Source organism: Methylophaga sp. (assembly GCF_030651745.1).
Genome location: NZ_JAUSCC010000110.1, coordinates 15,567 through 35,980, shown reverse-complemented (window position 1 = coordinate 35,980; position 20,414 = coordinate 15,567). Strand labels below are relative to the sequence as shown.

The window sequence follows — 20,414 nt, the reverse complement described above, 5'->3', positions numbered from 1 at the left end:
GTATTAACAGGATTGTAACCGGCAGGTAATTTTCCAATTACGACTGGCAGGCTCAGTAAACTAGGACGAGCAACTATAAAACGCTACACCTGGCATCTCAAAAAACTCGAGTGGTTTCATCCTGTAGTATTTCTCTTCTACCTCTTTGGATTGTTCGTCGTAAGGCTTGGTCATTATTTCTTGCAGCTCTCGAAGTAGAGAGTAGTCCCCCGCCATCGCTTGCTGATAAGCCGGTACCACAAACCATTCCCGCAAACTGTATTTTGGGTTAACCCGTTTCATCTGACTACAAAGCTCCTCACTTGAGAAAGGTTGAGCAGCATTAGAATGGGCCTTAACGACAAGCGCTTTCCATTTAGTGAGCCACTGTGTCCAGCGAATATTCATTCGCTCGGGGTCTTTCGTATATGTCGTGTTCTTATAAAAGCTTTTTTTGAGTGGACCAATATCGTCGGGCACCATTGAGAGTTCACGAAAGAAAATGGTGTAATCAACTGATGTTTCCATCATCAGCGATGCAAGCTCGCTAAATAACTCCGCGTTAAAGTTATCAAGGCCAAGTTTGGCTGCCCACATTTTCTCCATTTCCACCTGCATTACTGATACAAAGCTGCTTTGTATCTCGTCCAGTTCTTGCTGAGAGTCCTGATGCGAAGTCAGCAATGGCCGTAACGCTGTACAAAACATGCGAAAGTTTTGTTCTGCTGCAGCGGGTTGATTCAGAAACGCAAAGTGTTGACCTCCCCCTGTCCATGACTGGTAATGCGGATCAAACAGTTCGCAGAATCCGAATGGGCCGTAGTCGAGTGTAAATCCACCTGCAGCACAATTGTCGCTGTTGAAGTTACCCTGGCAGTAGCCGACACGGATCCAATTCGCAATAAGCGACGTAAAGCGTTTTCGGAACTCGCGTGCGACCAACAATACTTTTTCGGGGGTACTCAGTCTTTGGTCGATGACATCTCCATACTCACGTTCGATCAGGTGTAAGACTATCTGCTCCAGCTCTTCCATCGCTTTCGGGTGTTCGTTGCTACGGGCACGGCGACCGAACAGCTCAATTTGACCAACCCGAATAAAAGACGGTGCAACCCTTGTCGAAATAGCCGCTGGCTCCGATATAACCGTATCTGGATCCTTAGAGCGTGAGCCTTCTGAGTACCACGGACGCCTTACTTTCTCGGTTTTAGAAACGTACAAACTCAGAGACCGTGAAGTTGGAACGCCAAGCGCGTGCATGTGCTCCTGTGCCAGAAACTCTCGAACACTTGACCGCAAAACAGCACGTCCATCAGCACCGCGGCAGTATGGCGTTCGGCCTCCCCCTTTTAGCTGCAATTCCCAGCGATGACCATTGATAACGGTCTCTAGCACCGAAATAGCACGACCATCGCCGTATCCGTTGCCGGTCTGAAAAGGACATTGCTGCTTGTATTCGGTGCCATATATAGAGAGTGCATAGCCAGTCGCCCATCCAATCTTACGCATCGGCTCCGGAACGTTTGCAAGGTTACCGGAGAACGCACGCATAAAGTCAGCCGACTGAGCCATGTTGTCGGCGAAACCCAGTTCGCGAAACAGGTTTTTACTATGTGCGACGTACTCGGGGTTTTCGAGTGGCGTGGGACTGACAGGCACATAGTGGCCGGAGAAGACTTGACGGGGATAGTGGTCAGCTCCGTTTGATGTTACATCAGGATCAGAGTTGAGCGTGTCCATAAACGAGTAGCTTGCCAACTTTGCAAGATTGTCGAGATTAGAGATTGTGTCCATAGACTCAGTTTGCTGGGGCGGTGGCTTTATCATTGGTGCTCCAGATGCGGCGGGAAAAAAGGCTGTTTCCCCGCTGCTTGTTCGATTGCGGGGCAAGACTTGTAAGTATAACTTAGGATCCCGGCCTCAGTTTCACTTGAAAGGATTCGCATCTCTGACTGTCGCTACAGAATTGATACTTAACTTTCCCTGCTAATCCTCAACATAGTTCTGCAAGTCATTGCTATTTAATCGTTAGCGGTAAGTTTTATGGATTGCCTTACAAACTCGATCTCAAGTGTTACCGTAGTCAGAGTCAACAACACAAAATGAGTTGAAATTACATATGATTCCGCTATCTATTCTGGAACTTGGCCGTGTACGCCAAGGCTCTGACCGCCGAACGGCTCTTAATGATGCCCGGACGCTTGCTCAGCATGCTGAGCGACTGGGTTACAATCGCATTTGGGTAGCGGAGCATCATAATATGCCTGGTGTTACTACTGCGGCTACCTCGGTCGTCATTGGTCATATCGCCGCGGGGACTAGTAGCATTCGCGTTGGTGCCGGTGGCATCATGCTGCCTAATCACGCGCCATATGTGATTGCCGAACAGTTCGGTACATTGGAAGCCCTTTTCCCCGGCCGTATCGATCTTGGATTGGGCCGCGCTCCCGGGACTGACCAAATGACCTTGCGAGCCTTGCGTCGAGATCCCGCCAACGCGGATCATTTCCCACAAGATGTGCAGGAATTGCAAGCTTTTCTTGCACCCAAAGGAGCCTCCCAACGAATTGAGGCAGTACCCGGTTCAGGAAGCAATGTGCCTATTTGGATATTGGGCTCCAGCCTATTCGGTGCACAACTGGCGGCAAGTCTGGGGCTGCCTTATGGTTTTGCCTCTCATTTTGCACCGCAAGCGCTGCATCAGGCGCTTAAGGTCTATCGTATGAATTTCAAACCATCGGCACAGCTGGATAAGCCATACGCAATGATCGGAGTCAATGTGATCGCGGCCGAAACTGACGAGGAAGCTCGCTACTTGGCAACATCACAGCAAATGTCCTTTACTGACCTCTTCCGCGGTACTCGTGGCTTGATGCAGCCCCCAATCGACGATATAGAATCCTACTGGTCTCCGCAGGAAAAGGCTCAAGCAGGACAAATGCTAGATTGCAGTGTCATTGGTAGCCGTGAGACCGTACAAGATGGTTTGCATAAGCTTATCGAAAAAACGGAAGCTGATGAGCTAATGATCGTCACCGATATCTTTGATACCTCAAAGCGGCAACGTTCTATCGAAATTACAGCGCAAGCAATGGCTTGAACGCCTACAATACGGGTTTGTTAGCTTCGGCTAAGTAGTGCATTGTTAGCCACTTCATTTTCTACTACAGCCATATCGGTTGTTTCTTCGAATACAGCAATCGTTATAGGCTCAGCCTTAGTAAAATGGTAGACAGCGATCGTACTTCCTGGCCCTTGCCCCGTATGTCCATAACTCTCTACATCATCGTCATAATCCATCATTAGACCAAGCCCCATAGCGGGATTACGGCATGGACGATTTCCCATATCAAAATTGAGTTTATAGGGGGACAACATTTCAGATAGTGTATCGGCTTTTATAATTTCGACAGAAGACAACGAATGCAAGAGCCGTGCTGCTGATGCAGTTGTTCCAGCAATCAGGCCATGAAAGCACCATCCCGGATCGTAATCGGCTTTTGATAACGCCAGTTCTGTGAATTCTTTTGGTGTTGTAATTAACACCACATCGTTTAGGTCTAGAGGCGTAAATAGAATTGAATTTAAAACTGTGGCCAGATCACTATCTCCAATGCGCTCCAATTCACGCTTTAAATAGAGGTAGCCAATATTGGAATAGCTCCACCCTTGACCAGGTTCAAACATTAATTCATTTACGTTAAGCCGATCAAATAACTCTCTGACAGACCAAGGCTCATCGCCTCTTTCGACAGCTTGGTGATATTCAGGTAGCGCGCCGTAATCCTTTAATCCGGATGTGTGTTGAAGTAATTGTCTATAGGTAAAGTTTTTGCCTTCAAGGCAGTCATCCAAATTAACTTTACCTTGTTCAGAAAACTTCAATATGGCACACGCTATAACCGTTTTTGTAAAACTCCACCAAGGCACGACCTTGTCATTTCCATCAGAAATGATTTCAGATTTTTTAATGATGCTCTTGATCATCTACTTGAACCCTCGGGCATTATTTCTTGGCACGAATTGACTTCTAACGCCGCGCACAAGGGCGCGATCTTTCGAGCGTCCCAGCCACCGAAAGCGGCGATTGGTTCGCTTTGTTACACATTTTTAATAAACACCCTTTGGTCTTTGATATGGGTGTAGCCTGAAGCCGCATAAAAGCCATGTGCGTCATCCCGTTTAGTATTGGCACGGATGCGGACCGATTTGACTCTGGTACTCAGCCAATGTTCGGCATACTCAAGCAGCATCTTGCCTACTCCCCTGCCACGATAGTTCTCCAGGACAACCAAGCTTGCGATTTCGCCAACTTTACCTTCCGCCAACCTGACATCGATTATGGCGTTGATGCAGCCTACAGCGCTGCCACCCGACTCTGCCACAAACACTTCGCCGTGGCCTTGACGAATTGCGCTTATCACTTCGCCCAGCGCCACGTCACTGGTGCTGTATCCGAGCTCCTCCATCAAATGTACAAGCTTAGGAACATCGACGGCTTGAGCAATTCGATAAGTTATGGTCATAAATTTATGTGTAACGCGTGCATGGCATTGTTAGGCCTTGCAAACAATGATATTAAAGATCTTGTCCACAAGGTCGCCTGCATTACTGAACCCGCTTTCTTTATGTTGATAAGTGTCCATTATTTGAAATTCGAAAGAACGCAGTAGTGTACAAACTTCTGCTTCATCATAGAGATGAAAGCCATATGGCGTGAACGGCAGCTTCTTCATAAAGGAACTATCTCCGAAGGCAATACAAAATAGGCCCGCTGGTTTCATTACCCGCCTAATTTCCGCAAGATGATCTCCGGGCATTTCCCAGAAATACAACGTATGAACTGTCAGAACTTTATCGAAAAAACCAGCTTCAAAGGGAAGCTGATCAGAACTTCCCTGCTGAAACCGCACACATTCCTGTTCAACCAAATGTTCATTGAGACGTTCAGCCTCGGCAACCATCTCACTCGACCAGTCGATCCCCACATAGGAGATTTTGTCAGCCGCATTAAAAATATCGCCGACAAATGCGCCATTGCCCGGACCAATTTCCAACAATGAATCTGATGACCTTAGTTGCAAAAGATCGATGCATTTATGGTTGAGCGACCCGTTGGCTTCATTCATCTTCTGCGCAACATCTAACGCTTCCGTACCACTGGGACAGCGCAACTGGGATGCAAGGAAATGTGGTTCCATATGACTTCCTTAATGCCTAACGCTTTGCTGATGCGCCGCCGCAGCGTAGCGTAGGCAGCCCCGTGGAGGCCACGCTGTTTGTGGCCGAAACGAAATTAAGCAACTTGTTATATGCCACTACTCGTATGCCGTGAGTGTGTCAAAAATATCTTTTGACAGAACTCTAAATGAACTGTGAATAGATTCTGATAGCTTCTCAGTATTGTCAAAATCAGGATTGGCAAGCATTACAATTTCAAAAATTGACCATTCCGGCATTGTATTTTCGTTTACCCACTTCGCACCTTTCAATTTTTCCCAGTAACCAATCTGAACGTGCTTTGTTTGTCCAAGCAGCCAAAGCTCAAAGTGAGCTTGATGATGATTAAGTACGATAGCTAGCTTAAGTTTGTGCTTTTTAAGGTAATCATTTTGCAGATAAAAATAAGTGAAATCTATATAGCCATGCAGCACGTTTGCTACTGAGTACTCACCTATATACGTTTTTGAAAAATCAGTTCTAAGATTTTGAACAATACCGACCAAGTTTTGGTAGGTTTTTTGAATCTCTCCGCTCGCGAAAGCCTCTTTGTAGGCAGATATCCGAGCGTTTAAACTTTTACCTGACATTATCCGTGTCCTTTAACTTCATCTGGCACATAACGCGCCCGCAGCAAGGGCGGTTTTGTAGTGAAGGCGTAGCCGCATCGGAAAAACCGTCGCCTTGCCTGCGATTGTTATGTGTTTGAGCTACCATCTAATTCACGTCTAACATATTCTTGTTGTAGTTTTTTAATATAGCCATTTAAAGATTTATTAAACTTGGGAATAGTTTCAGCTACAAAACCCCAGTTAAAGCTAAGCAAAGCGCTACTCCAGCCCACGTGATATACAAGCCCGTCTTCATTACCATGTGCCATATAAAAACTCCCTTGGTCAAAGTGAGCGCCTTGCTGATTACGATATGTTCTGGATTTTTCTATAAACTCGTAAAAACTTTCTTTAACGTCGTCAGAAAATGCCTCTGAAATCACCTCATCAAGAATGGGTTCCCAGAATGTTTTTTTATTATCAGAAATGACTCCTGGCCTCCCATAACCTCCGTTAAAAATAGTGCAAAATTTGATGATTATTTCTTCAGTGATCAACTCATCAATCAGATGAACATCATGGATATCGGGGAATAAAGAGCCATGTTCATCTTCAAAGCTATCTAATGCTTCTCCTTCAAGTCGCAGACCGGTTTTTAACCTTGCGCGCTCTTTATCATATATTTCAGTGATGTTCTGTGGTCTTCCTGTGTTACAGAAACGATCAACTCGTAGTCTAAGTGCCAAAAGGTCATTAATTCTATTAAGTGCTACTTGCCATAAATATAACCTCCCGAGGGTTTCTATCTCGCTTGACATCATATTTCTCCCAACACTGATGTTAAAAACCTATATAGAACACATAACGCCAAAATTGTAGCGCAGCGAAAATTTTGTCCCTGTGCCTGAAATTGTTATGCATTTTCTCGGGCTTCGATTGAGTACGAAGGGTCAATGACATCGACCTCTCGCATGAAAATGTCTAACAGAGGATATGCTTTTGGAATAGACGCATTAGCCAATTGGACAGCCACCTTTAACTTCTCGGAACCTTATTCGGACGTTTGGTTAAGGGGCTGCGGAACGCAGTCCCGAGCGAGCGAAGCGAGTGGCTTGAACCAGTTGTTAGCTGCTCACTCATACAACCGCTCATAGCCATTTCTTTCAAAATCTTCAAGGCTTGAAAAGGCTACTGTGGTGGGCCACTTTGGCGAGCTTTCTTTTTGCCAGGTTAGATGAACCACAACGTATGGAGTGACTGATGAGGGCGTTTCAAATAAGAAATCATCTAGCTTTTCATGGCGTGCAATTGCGCGTGCTGGAGTTCCATACAAAGAGTGGGCCTCGTTGACCTCTTTTTGAAGCTCGTCTGAGAATTTAAGCGACTCTTCCTCGCTTAAGGTCTTCCAGTGTTTAGGTAGTGTATTCATAACGTGAATGGATCATATTTTTTCATCAAGTTTGTCCATTCTTCATAACCTATTGAAAAATTGATAAATTTAAAGGTAGTCATCTCAGACATAAAAAATAATCGTGAATGATTCACGATTATTTTTCGCTATAGGGGATATAGGTATGAGCTGGGCTTCCATGTCTTGCTCCATCAAGTCAGATGGAGCTGAGTTTAACCACATTTGTCGTGGTGTTACACATAGTTATACGATGCATTTGGTGTTTTTGACTTGTGTGGGACTTATCGTATTTCAATAACGATTGTTTTTTTAGGTGCGTTCTCTGTTTTCGGCATTCACTCACTACCTCGCCAAAAGTACCGCAGCTACTATCCTCCTTCCAAGTCCAAAAAGCACAGGGTGGCTACCCTATCATATTGGTAAAACCTTATCATTTCAGGCGCTAAGCTCCAGTTGCTGTTGCAGCTTTTTTTGGGTATCAACGATATTCTCGACCAGATAGGCAGCGTCGCGGTCTATGCCAGAAAAACGACCTGAGCCCCAGGTGTAAAGCCATGGCAGGCCGATGAAATACAAGCCGAGTTTGTTGGTGACACCACGGGTATGTTGTGGATGTCCTTTGCCATTGAATACCGGCGCATCCAGCCAACTGAAGTCCGGGCTGAAACCGATACACCAGATAATGCTGGTAATACCTGACTGGACCAGATTGAGCTTTTCTCGTTCTGTTTCGGGTTGCCATACCGTTTTGTAGGGCGCTTCGACCGGTGCATTGATGTTGTTTTCTTCAATATATTTATCGATACGCGCATTTATATTCAGGTAAACCTTATCGGCATGCTCCAGATTCGCCTGTAGATCCGGTTTGAAAATCAGGTTTTCGCCATCAAAATCTTGCATTAAGCCAAACAGTTCCATGCCTTGGGTGGCAAATTTACGTAGATCGATTTCGCGACCACCATCACGGCCGGTGACATAGTGGTTAGTGTTATCACGAACGCCTTCACGCAAGGGATGTTCATCAACAGAGATATCGTAATATTTCATGTCGTGCAGCCATTCCACTACATCTTTGCCGCGATAGAACCGGGCAACACGAGGCGCATCTCCGGTGGCCAGATAGACTTTTTTACCGGTTAAATGAATATCTTCTGCGATTTGAGCTCCGGACTGACCTGAGCCAACGACCAAGGTTGCACCATCCGGTAGTTGCTGTGGGTTCATATACTTTTCTGAATGAATTTGCATCACTGATGCCGGGATCTTTTCGGCCATTCGGGGAATAATCGGCACCCGATAACCACCTGATGCGACTACGACCTGATCGGCTGTATAGCATCCCGCCGTTGTCTCAATCTTATATTTCCCGGAATGATCAGAAGTAACTTTGAGGATGGCAACATGTTCAATAACCGGTGGATTGACCTTCTCGGCAAACCGGCCGAGGTAATCAATGATTTGCTGCTTATTCATAAAGCCTTTGGGATCGTCACCATCGTATGGGTGTCCCGGCAAATTACACTGCCAGTTTGGCGTGACCAGTGTGAAGCTGTCCCAGCGTTGATCTCGCCATGTGCTCATCATGGTGTCTTTTTCAATCACCAGATGATCTATTTTGGCTTGTTGTAAATAGTAGCTAACCGATAAACCGGCCTGACCGCCGCCGACAATGATCACACTGTGATGCGCGTTAATGGTTTCTTTTGTCATATTTGTCTCCTGCCAAATGCTTTGAACGTTATTGAGCTAATTGATCAGTAATATTGAGCACGGTGACCTCAGGGCTTTGGTGATCATTAAACTGTTTCGCTTTGGTTTTGAGCGAGCTGAGTTGGTCCATGGCACTGGAACAGTGATAGCCATATTTGGCATTAACACGTTCACTTGCTTCATTAAGGGCGTTTTCAGCACGTTGCATAAATTCGTTTAACGCATAGGTTTTGCCGACTTCAAGATAGCTAAGGATCACTGATGATGGTGAGTAGCAGTAATCGATTTTTTCATCCGGCCATTTCACATGAAAGTACATTTGAGGCATGGTTATTTCCTTCTCATAAAAAGTTTTGTTTAAGTTCTGTGAGTGAGGTTTCGTTGAGATCCCAGAACAAATGTGCGTTGCCATCGCCATGTACCCAAAGCTGTTCGCTGTCAGTGATTTCACCAATTTTGGCTGCTGCTATCTGACGTGCTTCAAAACAGCTCAGTAATTGAGGCAGCTGCTCGTCATCTGCCGTGAGGATGAAACCGAAACTGGGAAAGGCACACAACCAGTCTTCCCAATCAACACCTAAAGGTTTAGGGATAGCGCCTAACTGAATGGAAGCGCCAACGGAAGAGCTTTCCAGCAACATTAAAATGGTGCCGAACAATCCCGCCTGACTGATATCTTTCGCCGCGATCGCCAGACCAGATTCGGCGATCTGGGGCAGTAAGGCGATATCGCCTCTTAATCTTTCTGCCGGTGCTGTCGTGGCGGCATTCCAATTGAGGAATGGCTTGCGGAAGCTGCCACGCAAATCAATCGCTGCTATCAGGTTTTGCCCTGGCTTGGCGGCAAAGCTGCTTAACAAGCTTTTGGCATGTCCAACAATGGAAACAGCCAGTTGCTGATTTTTGCCTTTCAGATGGGTATGGCCACCCACTATCGGAATGCCATAGGTATCTGAGGCGGCAACCATCCCTTCCATGATCGGCACCATCGCGGCTTCATCTTTGGCCCATAACGCATTGACCACGGCATCTGCTCTGCCGCCCATTGCAGCAATATCACTGAGATTCACCATAACGCCGCACCAGCCGGCAAACCACGGATCCCGTTTCACAAAATCAGACATAAAGCCTTCAATGGCAACGAGCCCATAACCGTCATCACGTTTTATTACGGCGCAATCATCACCATTGGGATAATCCAGCACGGTTGTTTGCTGACTTAACATCCGGCTGACAGCAGCGATATCTTTTTTCTGACCGATACCACTTCGCTGTTTTACGTTTTCCAATAGCAGGTTCATGCTTAGATGGCCTGCTGCAGGTTGAGCGTGTGTTCCGGTAACAGGCAGGGTGCGAGATGCTGAATTCGATGATGAGAACGACTTCTCACCATAAAACCTTTTTCAGGAATGAAATTGGGTGGGTAATGCTCTAGATCGGCTTGCATCACCACATGGTTTGTTTCACGAATAATCATTTCACCAATTTTTTCCCAATGCATTCGCTCAAACAGCCGCTGATTCTGTTGCTGTACATGGGCATAAAAATGACTGCAGCCAATCGCATGCGCACTGCTGACGGCCAGTTTAATTAAGGCCGGACCTAATTGACCTTGTCGCCTGAAATCATTGCTGACGGCCAATCGAGAGCCGTACCAGATCCCAGGTTCTGCCTGATAAATACGTACTGTGCCGACAATTTCTTCATGCCAGCCACCATAGCCGCCGATGGCAACGATCAGATGGGATTGTTTATCGATATCGTCCAAATCACTTTCATCAAACATCGCCTGTTCGTCACAGAAAACCTGTTTTCTCAACTGATACGCCTGTGCTTTCTCCCACTCCAGAGTGGCCCATTTGATCGTAAATTCAGAGTACGGTGATGGTTTGTTCATAGCTGATTACTCACTGTTTCTGCTCGCTCGTAGCTGGATAAACTTGAACAGGCCCCACAGCGGCCGCAGCCGGCTTTAATATCTGCAGACAGCATATTGGCTTGCTGCAACATGGAAGCGATGGGGCCCAGCACAGACTCCATAAAGTCAGCAGATGGCGGCGGATGATCTTCGAGTGGCGTACCGTGGATTGGTACAAACGGCACCACAAATGGATAAACGCCCAGATCAATCAATTTGCCAGCGGTTTCGACCAATACTTCTTGTGTATCGCCGAGTCCAGCCAGAATGTAGGTGCTGACTTGACCGCGACCAAAGACTTCTACAGCCACTTCAAAGGCTTCATAGTAGGTATCCAGACTGACTTCAGCTTTGCCGGGCATCAGTTTTTGGCGCAATTCCGGGGTGATAACTTCAAGATGCATACCTAGCGAATCAATGCCGGCCAATTTCATTTTTTCAAACCAGCCATAATCGGCAGGCGGCTCACATTGCGCCTGAATCGGAATATTCACAGCAGCTTTAATGGCTTTGGCACTGTCACACAGCACATCCGCGCCACGCGCTGGGCCTATCGGTGTGCCAGTGGTCATTACCATATGTTTGATGCCATCCAGTTCAACCGCTGCCCTAGCTACCTCGGCTAATTGCTCAGGTGTTTTACGGGCAACGGTTCTTCCTGCGTCGAGCGATTGCCCAATCGAACAAAATTTGCAGGCTTTTCGCCGGCTTTCATAGCGAATGCAGGTTTGTAAAACGGTGGTCGCTAAGACATCTTTACTGTGCAAGGTGGCGATATGTGAATAAGGGATCCCTTCTGCCGTTGATAAAGCATAAAACCTGGGTGTTTGAGAAAAACCCACCACACTGATCGGAATAGATTTTTTTAGCAAAGCGCCTTTGTCCGATTCAATGGTGAAATCAGAATCTCGGGCAGAGTGCGTATAAACCGGGACCATGATCGTGGTGCCATCAATAGTGACGGCCTGATGATCAGATGGCCCTGCCCCACCTCGTCGACTGACATGCTGAGTGTCAGTTGAGGTCAGACGGATCCCAGAGCTTTGTAATTCAGTCAGCAAACGTTGTTTGGAAAGTGCTGTATTCATCTTTGACTTCTCCCGAAATAGTAGTGTCGGTCTGCTGTGTGGTGGCTGGCATTGGCATGCTGTAGCTGGCAGGTTGATCACGAATGACCAGACTTAACAGCTCTGGTCTGGCGTAGTGCCCAACCGAATCCATCATGCGTTTGCGCTTGGTAATCAAACTCATATCAAGATCGGCGATCACTAAACCTTCGCCCTCTTTGATTGGCGTAGCCAGGTGATTGCCTTCAGGTGAAATAATGGCCGTGTTGCAGCCATCTCGAAGTGCTGTTTGCATTTTGGGATCAGTGGTGATGGATTCAATCTGGGCATCGGTCAACCAACCTGTCGAGTTGACCACAAAGCAACCTGATTCAAGTGCGTGATGCCGGATAGTCACTTCAATTTGATCGGCAAAGATTGGCCCGACCAATGAGCCCGGAAATTGGCTGCAATGGATTTCTTCATGCTGGGTCATCAAGGCATAGCGTGCCAGTGGATTGTAATGCTCCCAACAAGCCAGCGCGCCGACTCGGCCAATACTGGTTTCGGCAACTTTTAGCCCGGAGGCATCGCCTTGGCCCCAAATCATTCGTTCATGGTATGTCGGGGTTATTTTTCGACGTTTTAAAGCAATTTCGCCATTAGTGTTAAAGATGATCTGTGTGTTGTACAAACTGCCATGATCCCGTTCGTTAACACCCAGAACCACGACCATTTCATGCTTTTTAGCCCGCTGGCCGATAACGTCGGTAACCGGGCCTGGCACCACAACAGAAGCTTCATATAAAGCCAGATGGGCTTTTCCGGCACTGACTGGCGGAGTGATAAAGGAAAAATACGGATAGTACGGAACAAATGTCTCTGGAAAGACGATGATCTGAACGCCTTTTGATGCCGCTTCATCAATCATGTCCAGCACTTTAAGCACGGTACCATCAGCTCTCTCCAAATCCGGAGAGAGCTGAACAGCAGCAGCCTTAACAATTCGAGGAATAGTTGTCATGACCGCTCCTGGTTAGACAGTCCATGTATCAATGATCAAGGCATTGTCTCTGACATGCAGCAGTTTCAGATCCAGCACGTCCAGCGGATTGATTGGGGTGACACCTTCAATTAAAGATGGCTCGCCATGTCCATACAACGCCTGTAACGCAAAGCGGCAGGCATAGACTTTGCCCCCTTCAGACATGAATTTTTTCAACTGATTATTGAAGTTCAGGTGACCAGGAAATGCTTCATCACCCAGTGTCGGAAAGCCGCGTTGTAAGCCCAAGGTAACGCCAGGGCCATAAAGCAGAATGGAGGTTTCATAACCTTTACGTAGCAAACGTGTTGCCTGCAACATATTGACGAAACCGATAGAGCCTTCAAAAGCAACTGTATGGAAAGTAACGAGGGCTTTATCACCGGGATTGGCTTTAACGTCTTCAAAGACTTTTTCTTCGTAATCGACAAAAAAGTCACCATCTTGATGTTTCGGTACTGTAACGGTAGGCATTAAATACTCCTTAAAATTGATTGGATAACAATCACTGCAATGCAGTGTTCAATTTAACTGGAGCAACGGCTGTGCCATGCTTTGGCATCAAAAATGCAATCAAGATGCAATCAACAAATAGCACTAAAACTTTAAACTGCAGAAAAAAGTTTTAATCTGAGGTAACTACTAGATTGTCTGGTGATATAACCATACAAATCAGCAGATTATATGCACTTTGCTGGTGCTGTAAGGTGCCAAATATGTTGCATTATGGTGCATTGATTGGAAAGTTAATTGGATAATTGATTGGATTTATATGAATACAGTTGATATGAAAAGATGGGCAACAAAGCTCAAGGAAGTAAACAATAAACCGGCGTATCTGTTTATCGCGGATCTGATTGCAACCGATGTGAAAAATGGCAATTTGCAAGCCCGGGATAAACTGCCTGGCTTGAGAGAACTCGCTGAAGCGCTTGATTTAAATTACACCACCATCGCCAGGGCATTCAAAGAAGCCAAAAATCGCGGTCTCATCGACTCACGTCCCGGTGCCGGGACCTTTGTTAAGGGAAATGTTCCAAATATCAAATTATCGGATAATCGCCGACCAGAAATGACAATGAACATGTCTATCGAGCCGTCATCTCCTGGGCTGATAAACAAAATCATTACTGGTGCCAAAGACGTTTTTAGCGAACGGGAAATCTACTCTTTGCTGCGTTATGACGAGTTTGGTGGCAGTGAAGTTGATAAAGAAGCCGGCATGCAATGGTTGGGCAGACGATTACCAAACGTTGACTATGAACGGATCCTGGTGAGTCCGGGCGCACACTCCAGTCTAATGGCGATATTAACCATACTGACAGCAGAAGGAGGACTTGTTTGCAGCAGCAATCTGACCTATCCCGGCCTCAAAGCCATTGCTGCACAGCTGGATATTAAGCTGCACTCAATTGCTTCAGATAGCAGCGGGCCGTTGGTAAAACCGTTTGAAACCATCTGTAAAAGTGGCGAAGTCAAAGCGCTTTATATCAACCCAACTATCCAAAACCCCACCACCACCACGATTCCCTTACATCGCCGTGAAGCGCTGGTAGATGTTGCACTGCGTTATAACATTCCCATCATTGAAGATGACGCCTATGCCATGTTGCCCAGTACAAAAATCAAGACATTTGCAGAACTGGCCCCCGATCTGACCTACTACATCTCTGGGTTATCCAAATGTTTTGGCCCTGGATTACGCATCGCCTATATTCAGTCACCGAATCCACGTCTGACCAAACGTCTGAATGCGGCACTTCGTGCATTGACCGTTATGTCCAGCCCGATAACCAACGCACTGTCTACAAAGTGGATCACCGATGGCACCGTAGACTTGATGATCAAAGAGATTCGTACCGAGGCAAAACATCGGCAGAAAATGGCTGAAGATATTTTCTTCGATCAGCAGTTTTATGCCGATCCGGAAGGATTTCATTTGTGGCTAAGCGTGCCAAAGATCGCCAAGTTAAACCCATCTGAATTAGCGTTAAAACTGCGTAACCAAGGTGTCAGCGCCGTTTCATGTGCAGCATTTAGTCTGGATAACAAACCGCACCACTTTATCCGACTATGCCTGGGCGGCCCCTACGAACGCCACGAATGCAAAGAAAAATTATTACTAGTTGAGGAAATGCTGAATGGCCCACAACATCTTGCTGATATTGTTTTCTAGGCTGAGAATATTGCTTTTACACAAAAAAGGATTGGTCTTTTAAAATGGCTCAGAATTTAAAAGCTGAGCATTTTTGCGATACAACTGTTGACGCGCCCGTTAATCAAAACATGCTTCTGAACACTCTGTTTAGCTCAATCTTCACCGATCTTAAATTTTGAATTTAATAATAAGTTAATTAAAGCTGCGGTATCTTTAAGCAGGTTCAGGATTCTGGATTTATCTTGATATGTCAGGTCACCATTCCCCCTCTAGTTCTAATAGGAGTCATTATGAAAACAATCGGTTATGCAGCAAACTCTTCTGAATCACCCCTTACTCCTTTATCGTTTGAGCGACGTGATTTAAGAGCCAATGATATTGCGATAGAAATTCTTTATTGCGGGGTCTGTCACTCCGATTTACATGTGGCGAGAAATGACTGGGGTGGATCAATTTATCCGGTAGTTCCTGGTCATGAGATTGTTGGTCGGATCATCGAAGTTGGCTCTGCGGTGACGAAATTTAAACCAGGTGAAAACGTCGCTGTGGGTTGTATGGTCGATAGCTGCCAGGAATGCGATGAATGCCATAACGATCATGAGCAGTATTGCCGCAATGGCTTTACCTTGACCTATGGTTCACCGGACAGAATTACCGGTGATATTACACAGGGTGGATATTCAAAGCATTTGGTCGTGCGAGAAGAATTTGTATTACGCATCCCTGAAAACCTTGATTTGGCGCTTGCTGCCCCACTCCTCTGCGCGGGCATTACAACCTATTCGCCTTTAAGAGAATGGAATGTTGGTCCTGGAAGTCGAGTCGGTGTGGTTGGAATGGGTGGCTTGGGTCATATGGCGATTAAATTGGCGGTTGGATTAGGTGCTCATGTGACCGTTATCAGCACTTCGCCAAACAAAAAGCAGGATGCAATGGATCTGGGTGCCCATGCGTTTCTGGTATCTAAAGATGAAGCAGCCATGACGGCTGCCGGTTCAGCATTTGATCTGATTATCGATACGGTGCCAGTGAATCATGATTTAAATCCCTACATTCCATTACTGGATAACGATGCAACGCTGGTATTGGTAGGCCAAATTGGGCCAGTAGAAGGACCTAATACTGCACCGATGATTTTTGGTCGACGTCGCATTGCGGGTTCATTGATTGGCGGCATTGCAGAAACGCAGGAAATGCTGGATTTTTGTGGACGAATGAATATTTTGCCAGAGTGCGAAATGATCAAAATGGATGAGATTAATGAAGCCTTTGATCGAATGGAAAAATCCGATGTTCGCTATCGATTTGTGATTGATATGGCGTCATTAACAGCCTAAAAATATCAGAAAATCTTAAGAATCTAACGAAAAAGGTCAGTCCAATGCTGACCTTTTTCCGTTTAAAGTTAGACGAGACAAAGCCAAACCCACAACCGCTGCAACGATATCGTTAATAAGGTTTGTTTTAAGCTCCTTGACATAATCTTCATCTTAATCGGGTTATTTTCTCGTCTATTAAAAGATATAGGCTGATTAGATGAAAAAGTTATCTGTAAGTATTTGTTTTGGCTTTTTGTTATCGCTTAATACGTTAACCGTTCAGGCTGAACAAACCACAGAGAACCAAGTATGTGAAGACTGGGCCAGTAAGGCTGGTTCATATATGTTGTTCAGGCAGATGAACACGCCTATCCATGAAGCCATGGAAAACGCTATGGGCAATGTCACACGAGGCTTATTGCTTAGCGCCTATCAACAACCGGTGGCGGAAACCAATGAAGGTAAGCAGCAGGCAATTGATGACTTCAAAAGAAAAACATTTGAAGAATGTGTTGCTCAGCAGCCGTGATTAAGTATTGCTATGAAACATAAACTGACTTTCTGGACTAACGGGCGGACTTGAATAGAAACTTACAGTTTCGCCTGTGCGGTTCGACTCTAAACTGTAAATCCCTAATATAAGTTCGGTTTGGGGATTAAATCTATCATTCTGATTTAGGTGTCTCTCATTTCCTGTAAATTCACAATCAAGGGATGAGTACTGATTCAAATTGTTTTCTGACATCGGCTTTCCATTTAATCTTTTTGCACACCACGTGAATGATTTTTTTTGAATGACACGATAGTTTTGATTGTTCAAAATAAGTTTGAAAAAAAATCACCATATCCCTCGCAGACCAAATCCCATTTAGATGCCGTAGAAAGGTTGTTAAATCATGGATGACTGCCCGCTTTTTCACTAAACGATATTTCAACTTCTCAAGATCAATAAGTTTTACATACCAACCATTTGAATGTTGTCTAACCATGATGTGTTTTGGGTATAGACAATTATGTTGGTAGTGGTAATGATGTAAATGACGGATTATTTTAGCTATGCTGGATATCAGTGCTTTTTTGTCTTGAGGGACTAAAGTCGAAAGTTCAATTTTATCCAAACTGATATACCCTTCTAATGCTTTAGTAACCAGAACAGCTTTGGAGGCTTTTGTATCAAAATATAAAACGTCCAGTGTTGGTATATTTTTGGCGTGAAGTGATTGAATGTTACGGTATTCACGCAAAAATGTTGGAATACCTTTAATTGGATGTATAAGCGTCCTTGTCATATGATTTTCTTGGCGCTTGATAAAGACTTTTTCCGGTTGCCCAAAACTATCAATCATACATTTCACAACGCCACTCCACCCTCCCCGACGAATATTTGGCGCCTCAAACCAGGGTGAGTTATTACGCCAAAAAACTTCGAAAGCTTCACTACTTTGATTTGCAGAAGAACATAACAAACTGATTTGATTGACGTTATTTAGCATGACATATTCTCATCTTTTTCGAGAATATAAGTCCGCCACATCGCGTATTTCGGCAGGAAGTCCAGATAGGCTTTTATACGAAAACCTGCCTCGTTAAATTCTTTTTCAATAATATGACGGGGAATGACAAAACGGTTCTGATACTGTCGTTCAGTTCTGCTTGATTCGAGTTTTTTTCTTCTCCATGCTTTAAAGTTTCCATCCACCCACAACGAGATAATCACTGTTGATTTGGTCACACGATAAAATTCTTTTAACAACTCAAGACGATCTTCGGCATCTCCAATATGATGCAATAAACGGATGCAGAAAATAGTATCGACATAACCATCACTCACCGGTAACGAAAAAGCAGAAGCTTTAGACGTTTGTATTTTCTTGGTAAGTTGCTTGTCACGATATTGTAAGCCGATATCAATCATTTTTTGACTGTTGTCGCTGGCGTAAACAATTCTGTCAGAGTTCTCAGTCAGCACCTTCCAAAAGCGACCTGTGCCACAAGGGACATCCAGCACACTCAAGGGGTCACCAGCAATCTTTAAGGCTTTTCTGGCGATCTGCTGATCACGCCAGTTTGACAATTTCCTTGCTAAACCATCGGTATGCTTATAAAAATAAGCCTTGGCATGAGGCTCATTATATTTTTCTGCAAATTCAAGTTGATGGGTAGTTTGGTCTGACATGTGCTGTTGCCCAATAAGATAAGGAAACAGCATTGTCAGACATGAAACTTAAGGGAAACTTAAGTTTGTTATTTGATACTTACTCAAGGAAGAAAATAAATACTTGGGCGTTGTACTTTTGGTTTCAAGTAATCAATTGGCATGGAGTGTTTCCATCAGTGCTCTAATCGCATTAGCAGTCTTAGGTGCATTATCAGCATGGATTGGGGGAGCATCAATTGCAAAAGCCGTCTCACGGGTTATGTTTGGGAGGGCATTGGCAATGGGACTGACGGCTTTGGTTGGTCGTTTTTTTGGAGTGTGAGAACGTTTTGGAAAAATACCCTGCAGCATATCCAATTAATCGTCGTGATCAGTGGCCTGATCAGCTCTACACTGCTCACTATCTTCATACTTCCAATTTTATCGTCCCCTCAATTTAAAATTCATACTCCAGCAAACCACGCCAATTTGTATCGGCTGTTTTGGAATTAAGACCAGTGAGTACACCGATCTCCCAATGCAGTTTTTTACCCGGAGAAAGACTGATATCACCCAAGAAAACCGGGCCTAAAGCGCGTGTATCCTCACCCGCATAAAACTCTATAGCAGGTTCAAAATACCGCGAAAGCCGATAACGCGTTTGCAATGACAAGGCTGTTTCAAATTCGTTGTCCTGAGTTTGCCCCCATTCATATTTAAGCCAGAAGTTTGCGATACCTACCCATCTGCCCCACTCTTTCAACGCGATTAAACCAGCGGATGCTTCCCAGTTATTCTCATTACGTTGTCGCTCAAGTTCGGTAATCAATCCCCAGTCGATACTATATTCGCCTTGCTCGGTGAGTTGCCAGAGCGCTTCAATTTCAAAAGCCTGCAGGCGTAGATCATTATTCTGGTTATCTTCGCCAATCAAGTAACCTTCAATAAACAGGCGATCCGTCAGGCTTTTACCTATACCCAGACGTTGAACTTGTTTTCCATCAGAATCTGTCATTCGCCATTCAATTTCGCGTTCTAATGGCTGTACATAAGGTGCATAGACTTTATCGACCGGATTACCGTCAGCATAGCTATTAGATGGTGCGACAAGGATTAAAAAAACTAAGGTGATTCGAAGATTAATCATGTTGAACAGGCCTGGAAAATCGTCCGGAAATAATAACAATCAGCATCAGCAACAAGCTGGCCAGATAAACCAGAATCTGGCTCCATGTTGGCGTGGCCTCATAGGCCATCAAGGCATACAGTAACTGACCGGGTAACGAATGTTCGCTGATAATATGGGAGCTATCCCAAACGGGTTCTGTCGCTGCCAACCAGTCGGCCTGAATCAGAAATTGAGTGGCCTGAGACATCATGCTGCCACCCACAATTACCACCAGAACACAGATAAATTTGGTTGCTGCCGCAGGTTTTAAAGCAATCATCAGGTGATATAAAAAAATACCGCAGCTGACCCCAATACCTAATCCAATCAAACTGCCTGACAATACAGATTGCATTAAAAAGTGGTCACTGCGAAAGCCGGAAATGTACAACATGATTTCAGCACTTTCCCGGCTGATGGCCAGAATAATTGCGGCCATCATCATGCCTTTGACCAGTTGGTTTGGTAAGTTAATATCCCTTGATATCAGCCATAAAAAAATCGTCAGGCAACAATAGATACCTATATGAATAGCAGTATTGGTTATTTCCTGACCAACCCCTTCCAGCCAGTTTGAAACTTCCGGTAAGAAATACGCATACGTTGCACCGGCAATCAGTCCCAGCAGAATGGCCTTGATCAGAAAGCGACGTGATTGCTGGCTAACCGTGGTAAATGCCATAAACAGACTGACCACCATCGCCGCCTCAAGTACTTCACGTAACACCAGAATAACGCTATTCAGCAGCATG

The 20,414-nt window shown here is 45.2% G+C and carries 22 protein-coding genes; 4 read left to right on the top strand and 18 right to left on the bottom strand.

The window, feature by feature from the left end; translation table 11 throughout:
* Positions 1 to 60: 60 nt before the first annotated feature.
* On the bottom strand, positions 61 to 1,806 hold the full coding sequence (locus Q7V21_RS12775; protein WP_304917669.1) for a YdiU family protein: 1,746 nt from the start codon (positions 1,804 to 1,806) through the stop codon (positions 61 to 63).
* A gap of 292 nt (positions 1,807 to 2,098) precedes the next feature.
* Here Q7V21_RS12775 and Q7V21_RS12770 point away from each other — a divergent pair, with 292 nt between their 5' ends.
* A complete protein-coding gene (locus Q7V21_RS12770; RefSeq protein ID WP_304917668.1) occupies positions 2,099 to 3,079 on the top strand; it encodes an LLM class flavin-dependent oxidoreductase in 981 nt (326 codons plus the stop codon).
* A 20-nt stretch (positions 3,080 to 3,099) separates the two neighbouring features.
* On the opposite strand, the gene Q7V21_RS12765 is transcribed toward Q7V21_RS12770, so the two are convergent.
* From Q7V21_RS12765 to Q7V21_RS12705, 13 genes are all read right to left on the bottom strand, one after another.
* Positions 3,100 to 3,966 carry a serine hydrolase gene (locus tag Q7V21_RS12765; RefSeq protein WP_304917667.1) on the bottom strand — a complete coding sequence of 289 codons (867 nt, stop codon included), beginning with the start codon at positions 3,964 to 3,966 and terminating at the stop codon, positions 3,100 to 3,102.
* A gap of 113 nt (positions 3,967 to 4,079) precedes the next feature.
* Positions 4,080 to 4,505: a GNAT family N-acetyltransferase gene (locus Q7V21_RS12760; RefSeq protein ID WP_304917666.1), complete on the bottom strand. Its 426-nt coding sequence runs from the start codon at positions 4,503 to 4,505 to the stop codon at positions 4,080 to 4,082.
* 30 nt (positions 4,506 to 4,535) lie between these two features.
* A complete protein-coding gene (locus tag Q7V21_RS12755) occupies positions 4,536 to 5,180 on the bottom strand; it encodes a class I SAM-dependent methyltransferase (RefSeq protein ID WP_304917665.1) in 645 nt (214 codons plus the stop codon).
* A gap of 117 nt (positions 5,181 to 5,297) precedes the next feature.
* Complete coding sequence (locus Q7V21_RS12750; protein ID WP_304917664.1) at positions 5,298 to 5,789, bottom strand: hypothetical protein; 492 nt, start codon at positions 5,787 to 5,789, stop codon at positions 5,298 to 5,300.
* A 107-nt stretch (positions 5,790 to 5,896) separates the two neighbouring features.
* Positions 5,897 to 6,571: a hypothetical protein gene (locus Q7V21_RS12745; RefSeq protein ID WP_304917663.1), complete on the bottom strand. Its 675-nt coding sequence runs from the start codon at positions 6,569 to 6,571 to the stop codon at positions 5,897 to 5,899.
* Between the two features lie 311 nt (positions 6,572 to 6,882).
* Positions 6,883 to 7,179, bottom strand: coding sequence for a hypothetical protein (locus Q7V21_RS12740; protein ID WP_304917662.1), 297 nt, complete (start codon positions 7,177 to 7,179; stop codon positions 6,883 to 6,885).
* A gap of 417 nt (positions 7,180 to 7,596) precedes the next feature.
* Positions 7,597 to 8,871, bottom strand: coding sequence for an MSMEG_0569 family flavin-dependent oxidoreductase (locus Q7V21_RS12735; RefSeq protein ID WP_304917661.1), 1,275 nt, complete (start codon positions 8,869 to 8,871; stop codon positions 7,597 to 7,599).
* 28 nt (positions 8,872 to 8,899) lie between these two features.
* Positions 8,900 to 9,199 carry an MSMEG_0570 family nitrogen starvation response protein gene (locus tag Q7V21_RS12730; RefSeq protein WP_304917660.1) on the bottom strand — a complete coding sequence of 100 codons (300 nt, stop codon included), beginning with the start codon at positions 9,197 to 9,199 and terminating at the stop codon, positions 8,900 to 8,902.
* 13 nt (positions 9,200 to 9,212) lie between these two features.
* Positions 9,213 to 10,172 (bottom strand): sll0787 family AIR synthase-like protein, encoded by a 960-nt coding sequence (locus Q7V21_RS12725; protein ID WP_304917659.1) that lies wholly within the window; start codon positions 10,170 to 10,172, stop codon positions 9,213 to 9,215.
* A gap of 2 nt (positions 10,173 to 10,174) precedes the next feature.
* Entirely contained in the window at positions 10,175 to 10,768 is a 594-nt protein-coding gene (locus Q7V21_RS12720) for an MSMEG_0567/Sll0786 family nitrogen starvation N-acetyltransferase (protein WP_304917658.1), read from the bottom strand.
* Positions 10,765 to 11,877, bottom strand: a complete 1,113-nt coding sequence (locus tag Q7V21_RS12715; protein ID WP_304917657.1) for an MSMEG_0568 family radical SAM protein — start codon at positions 11,875 to 11,877, stop codon at positions 10,765 to 10,767. The genes Q7V21_RS12720 and Q7V21_RS12715 overlap by 4 nt, the downstream gene beginning before the upstream one ends.
* The gene (locus tag Q7V21_RS12710) at positions 11,840 to 12,859 is read right to left on the bottom strand and encodes a Nit6803 family nitrilase (protein WP_304917656.1); all 1,020 of its coding nucleotides are present in this window, start codon (positions 12,857 to 12,859) and stop codon (positions 11,840 to 11,842) included. Before Q7V21_RS12710 ends, Q7V21_RS12715 begins: the two co-directional genes overlap by 38 nt.
* A gap of 12 nt (positions 12,860 to 12,871) precedes the next feature.
* On the bottom strand, positions 12,872 to 13,354 hold the full coding sequence (locus Q7V21_RS12705; RefSeq protein ID WP_304917655.1) for an MSMEG_0572/Sll0783 family nitrogen starvation response protein: 483 nt from the start codon (positions 13,352 to 13,354) through the stop codon (positions 12,872 to 12,874).
* Positions 13,355 to 13,652: 298 nt separating this feature from the next.
* On the opposite strand from Q7V21_RS12705, the gene Q7V21_RS12700 reads away from it, so the two are divergent.
* The 3 genes from Q7V21_RS12700 (at position 13,653) to Q7V21_RS12690 (ending at position 16,886) form a co-directional block, all read left to right on the top strand.
* Entirely contained in the window at positions 13,653 to 15,056 is a 1,404-nt protein-coding gene (locus Q7V21_RS12700) for a PLP-dependent aminotransferase family protein (RefSeq protein WP_304917654.1), read from the top strand.
* Positions 15,057 to 15,328: 272 nt separating this feature from the next.
* A complete protein-coding gene (locus Q7V21_RS12695; RefSeq protein ID WP_304917653.1) occupies positions 15,329 to 16,375 on the top strand; it encodes an NAD(P)-dependent alcohol dehydrogenase in 1,047 nt (348 codons plus the stop codon).
* A gap of 199 nt (positions 16,376 to 16,574) precedes the next feature.
* Positions 16,575 to 16,886, top strand: coding sequence for a hypothetical protein (locus Q7V21_RS12690; RefSeq protein WP_304917652.1), 312 nt, complete (start codon positions 16,575 to 16,577; stop codon positions 16,884 to 16,886).
* Between the two features lie 178 nt (positions 16,887 to 17,064).
* Here Q7V21_RS12690 and Q7V21_RS12685 read toward each other — a convergent pair whose 3' ends face one another.
* From Q7V21_RS12685 to Q7V21_RS12670, 4 genes are all read right to left on the bottom strand, one after another.
* Positions 17,065 to 17,850 (bottom strand): lipopolysaccharide kinase InaA family protein, encoded by a 786-nt coding sequence (locus Q7V21_RS12685; RefSeq protein WP_304917651.1) that lies wholly within the window; start codon positions 17,848 to 17,850, stop codon positions 17,065 to 17,067.
* Positions 17,844 to 18,566 carry a class I SAM-dependent methyltransferase gene (locus Q7V21_RS12680; protein ID WP_304917650.1) on the bottom strand — a complete coding sequence of 241 codons (723 nt, stop codon included), beginning with the start codon at positions 18,564 to 18,566 and terminating at the stop codon, positions 17,844 to 17,846. Before Q7V21_RS12680 ends, Q7V21_RS12685 begins: the two co-directional genes overlap by 7 nt.
* Positions 18,567 to 18,951: 385 nt before the next feature.
* Positions 18,952 to 19,641: a hypothetical protein gene (locus Q7V21_RS12675; protein WP_304917649.1), complete on the bottom strand. Its 690-nt coding sequence runs from the start codon at positions 19,639 to 19,641 to the stop codon at positions 18,952 to 18,954.
* Positions 19,634 to 20,413 carry an FTR1 family protein gene (locus tag Q7V21_RS12670; protein ID WP_304917648.1) on the bottom strand — a complete coding sequence of 260 codons (780 nt, stop codon included), beginning with the start codon at positions 20,411 to 20,413 and terminating at the stop codon, positions 19,634 to 19,636. Before Q7V21_RS12670 ends, Q7V21_RS12675 begins: the two co-directional genes overlap by 8 nt.
* Between the last annotated feature and the right edge of the window lies 1 nt (position 20,414).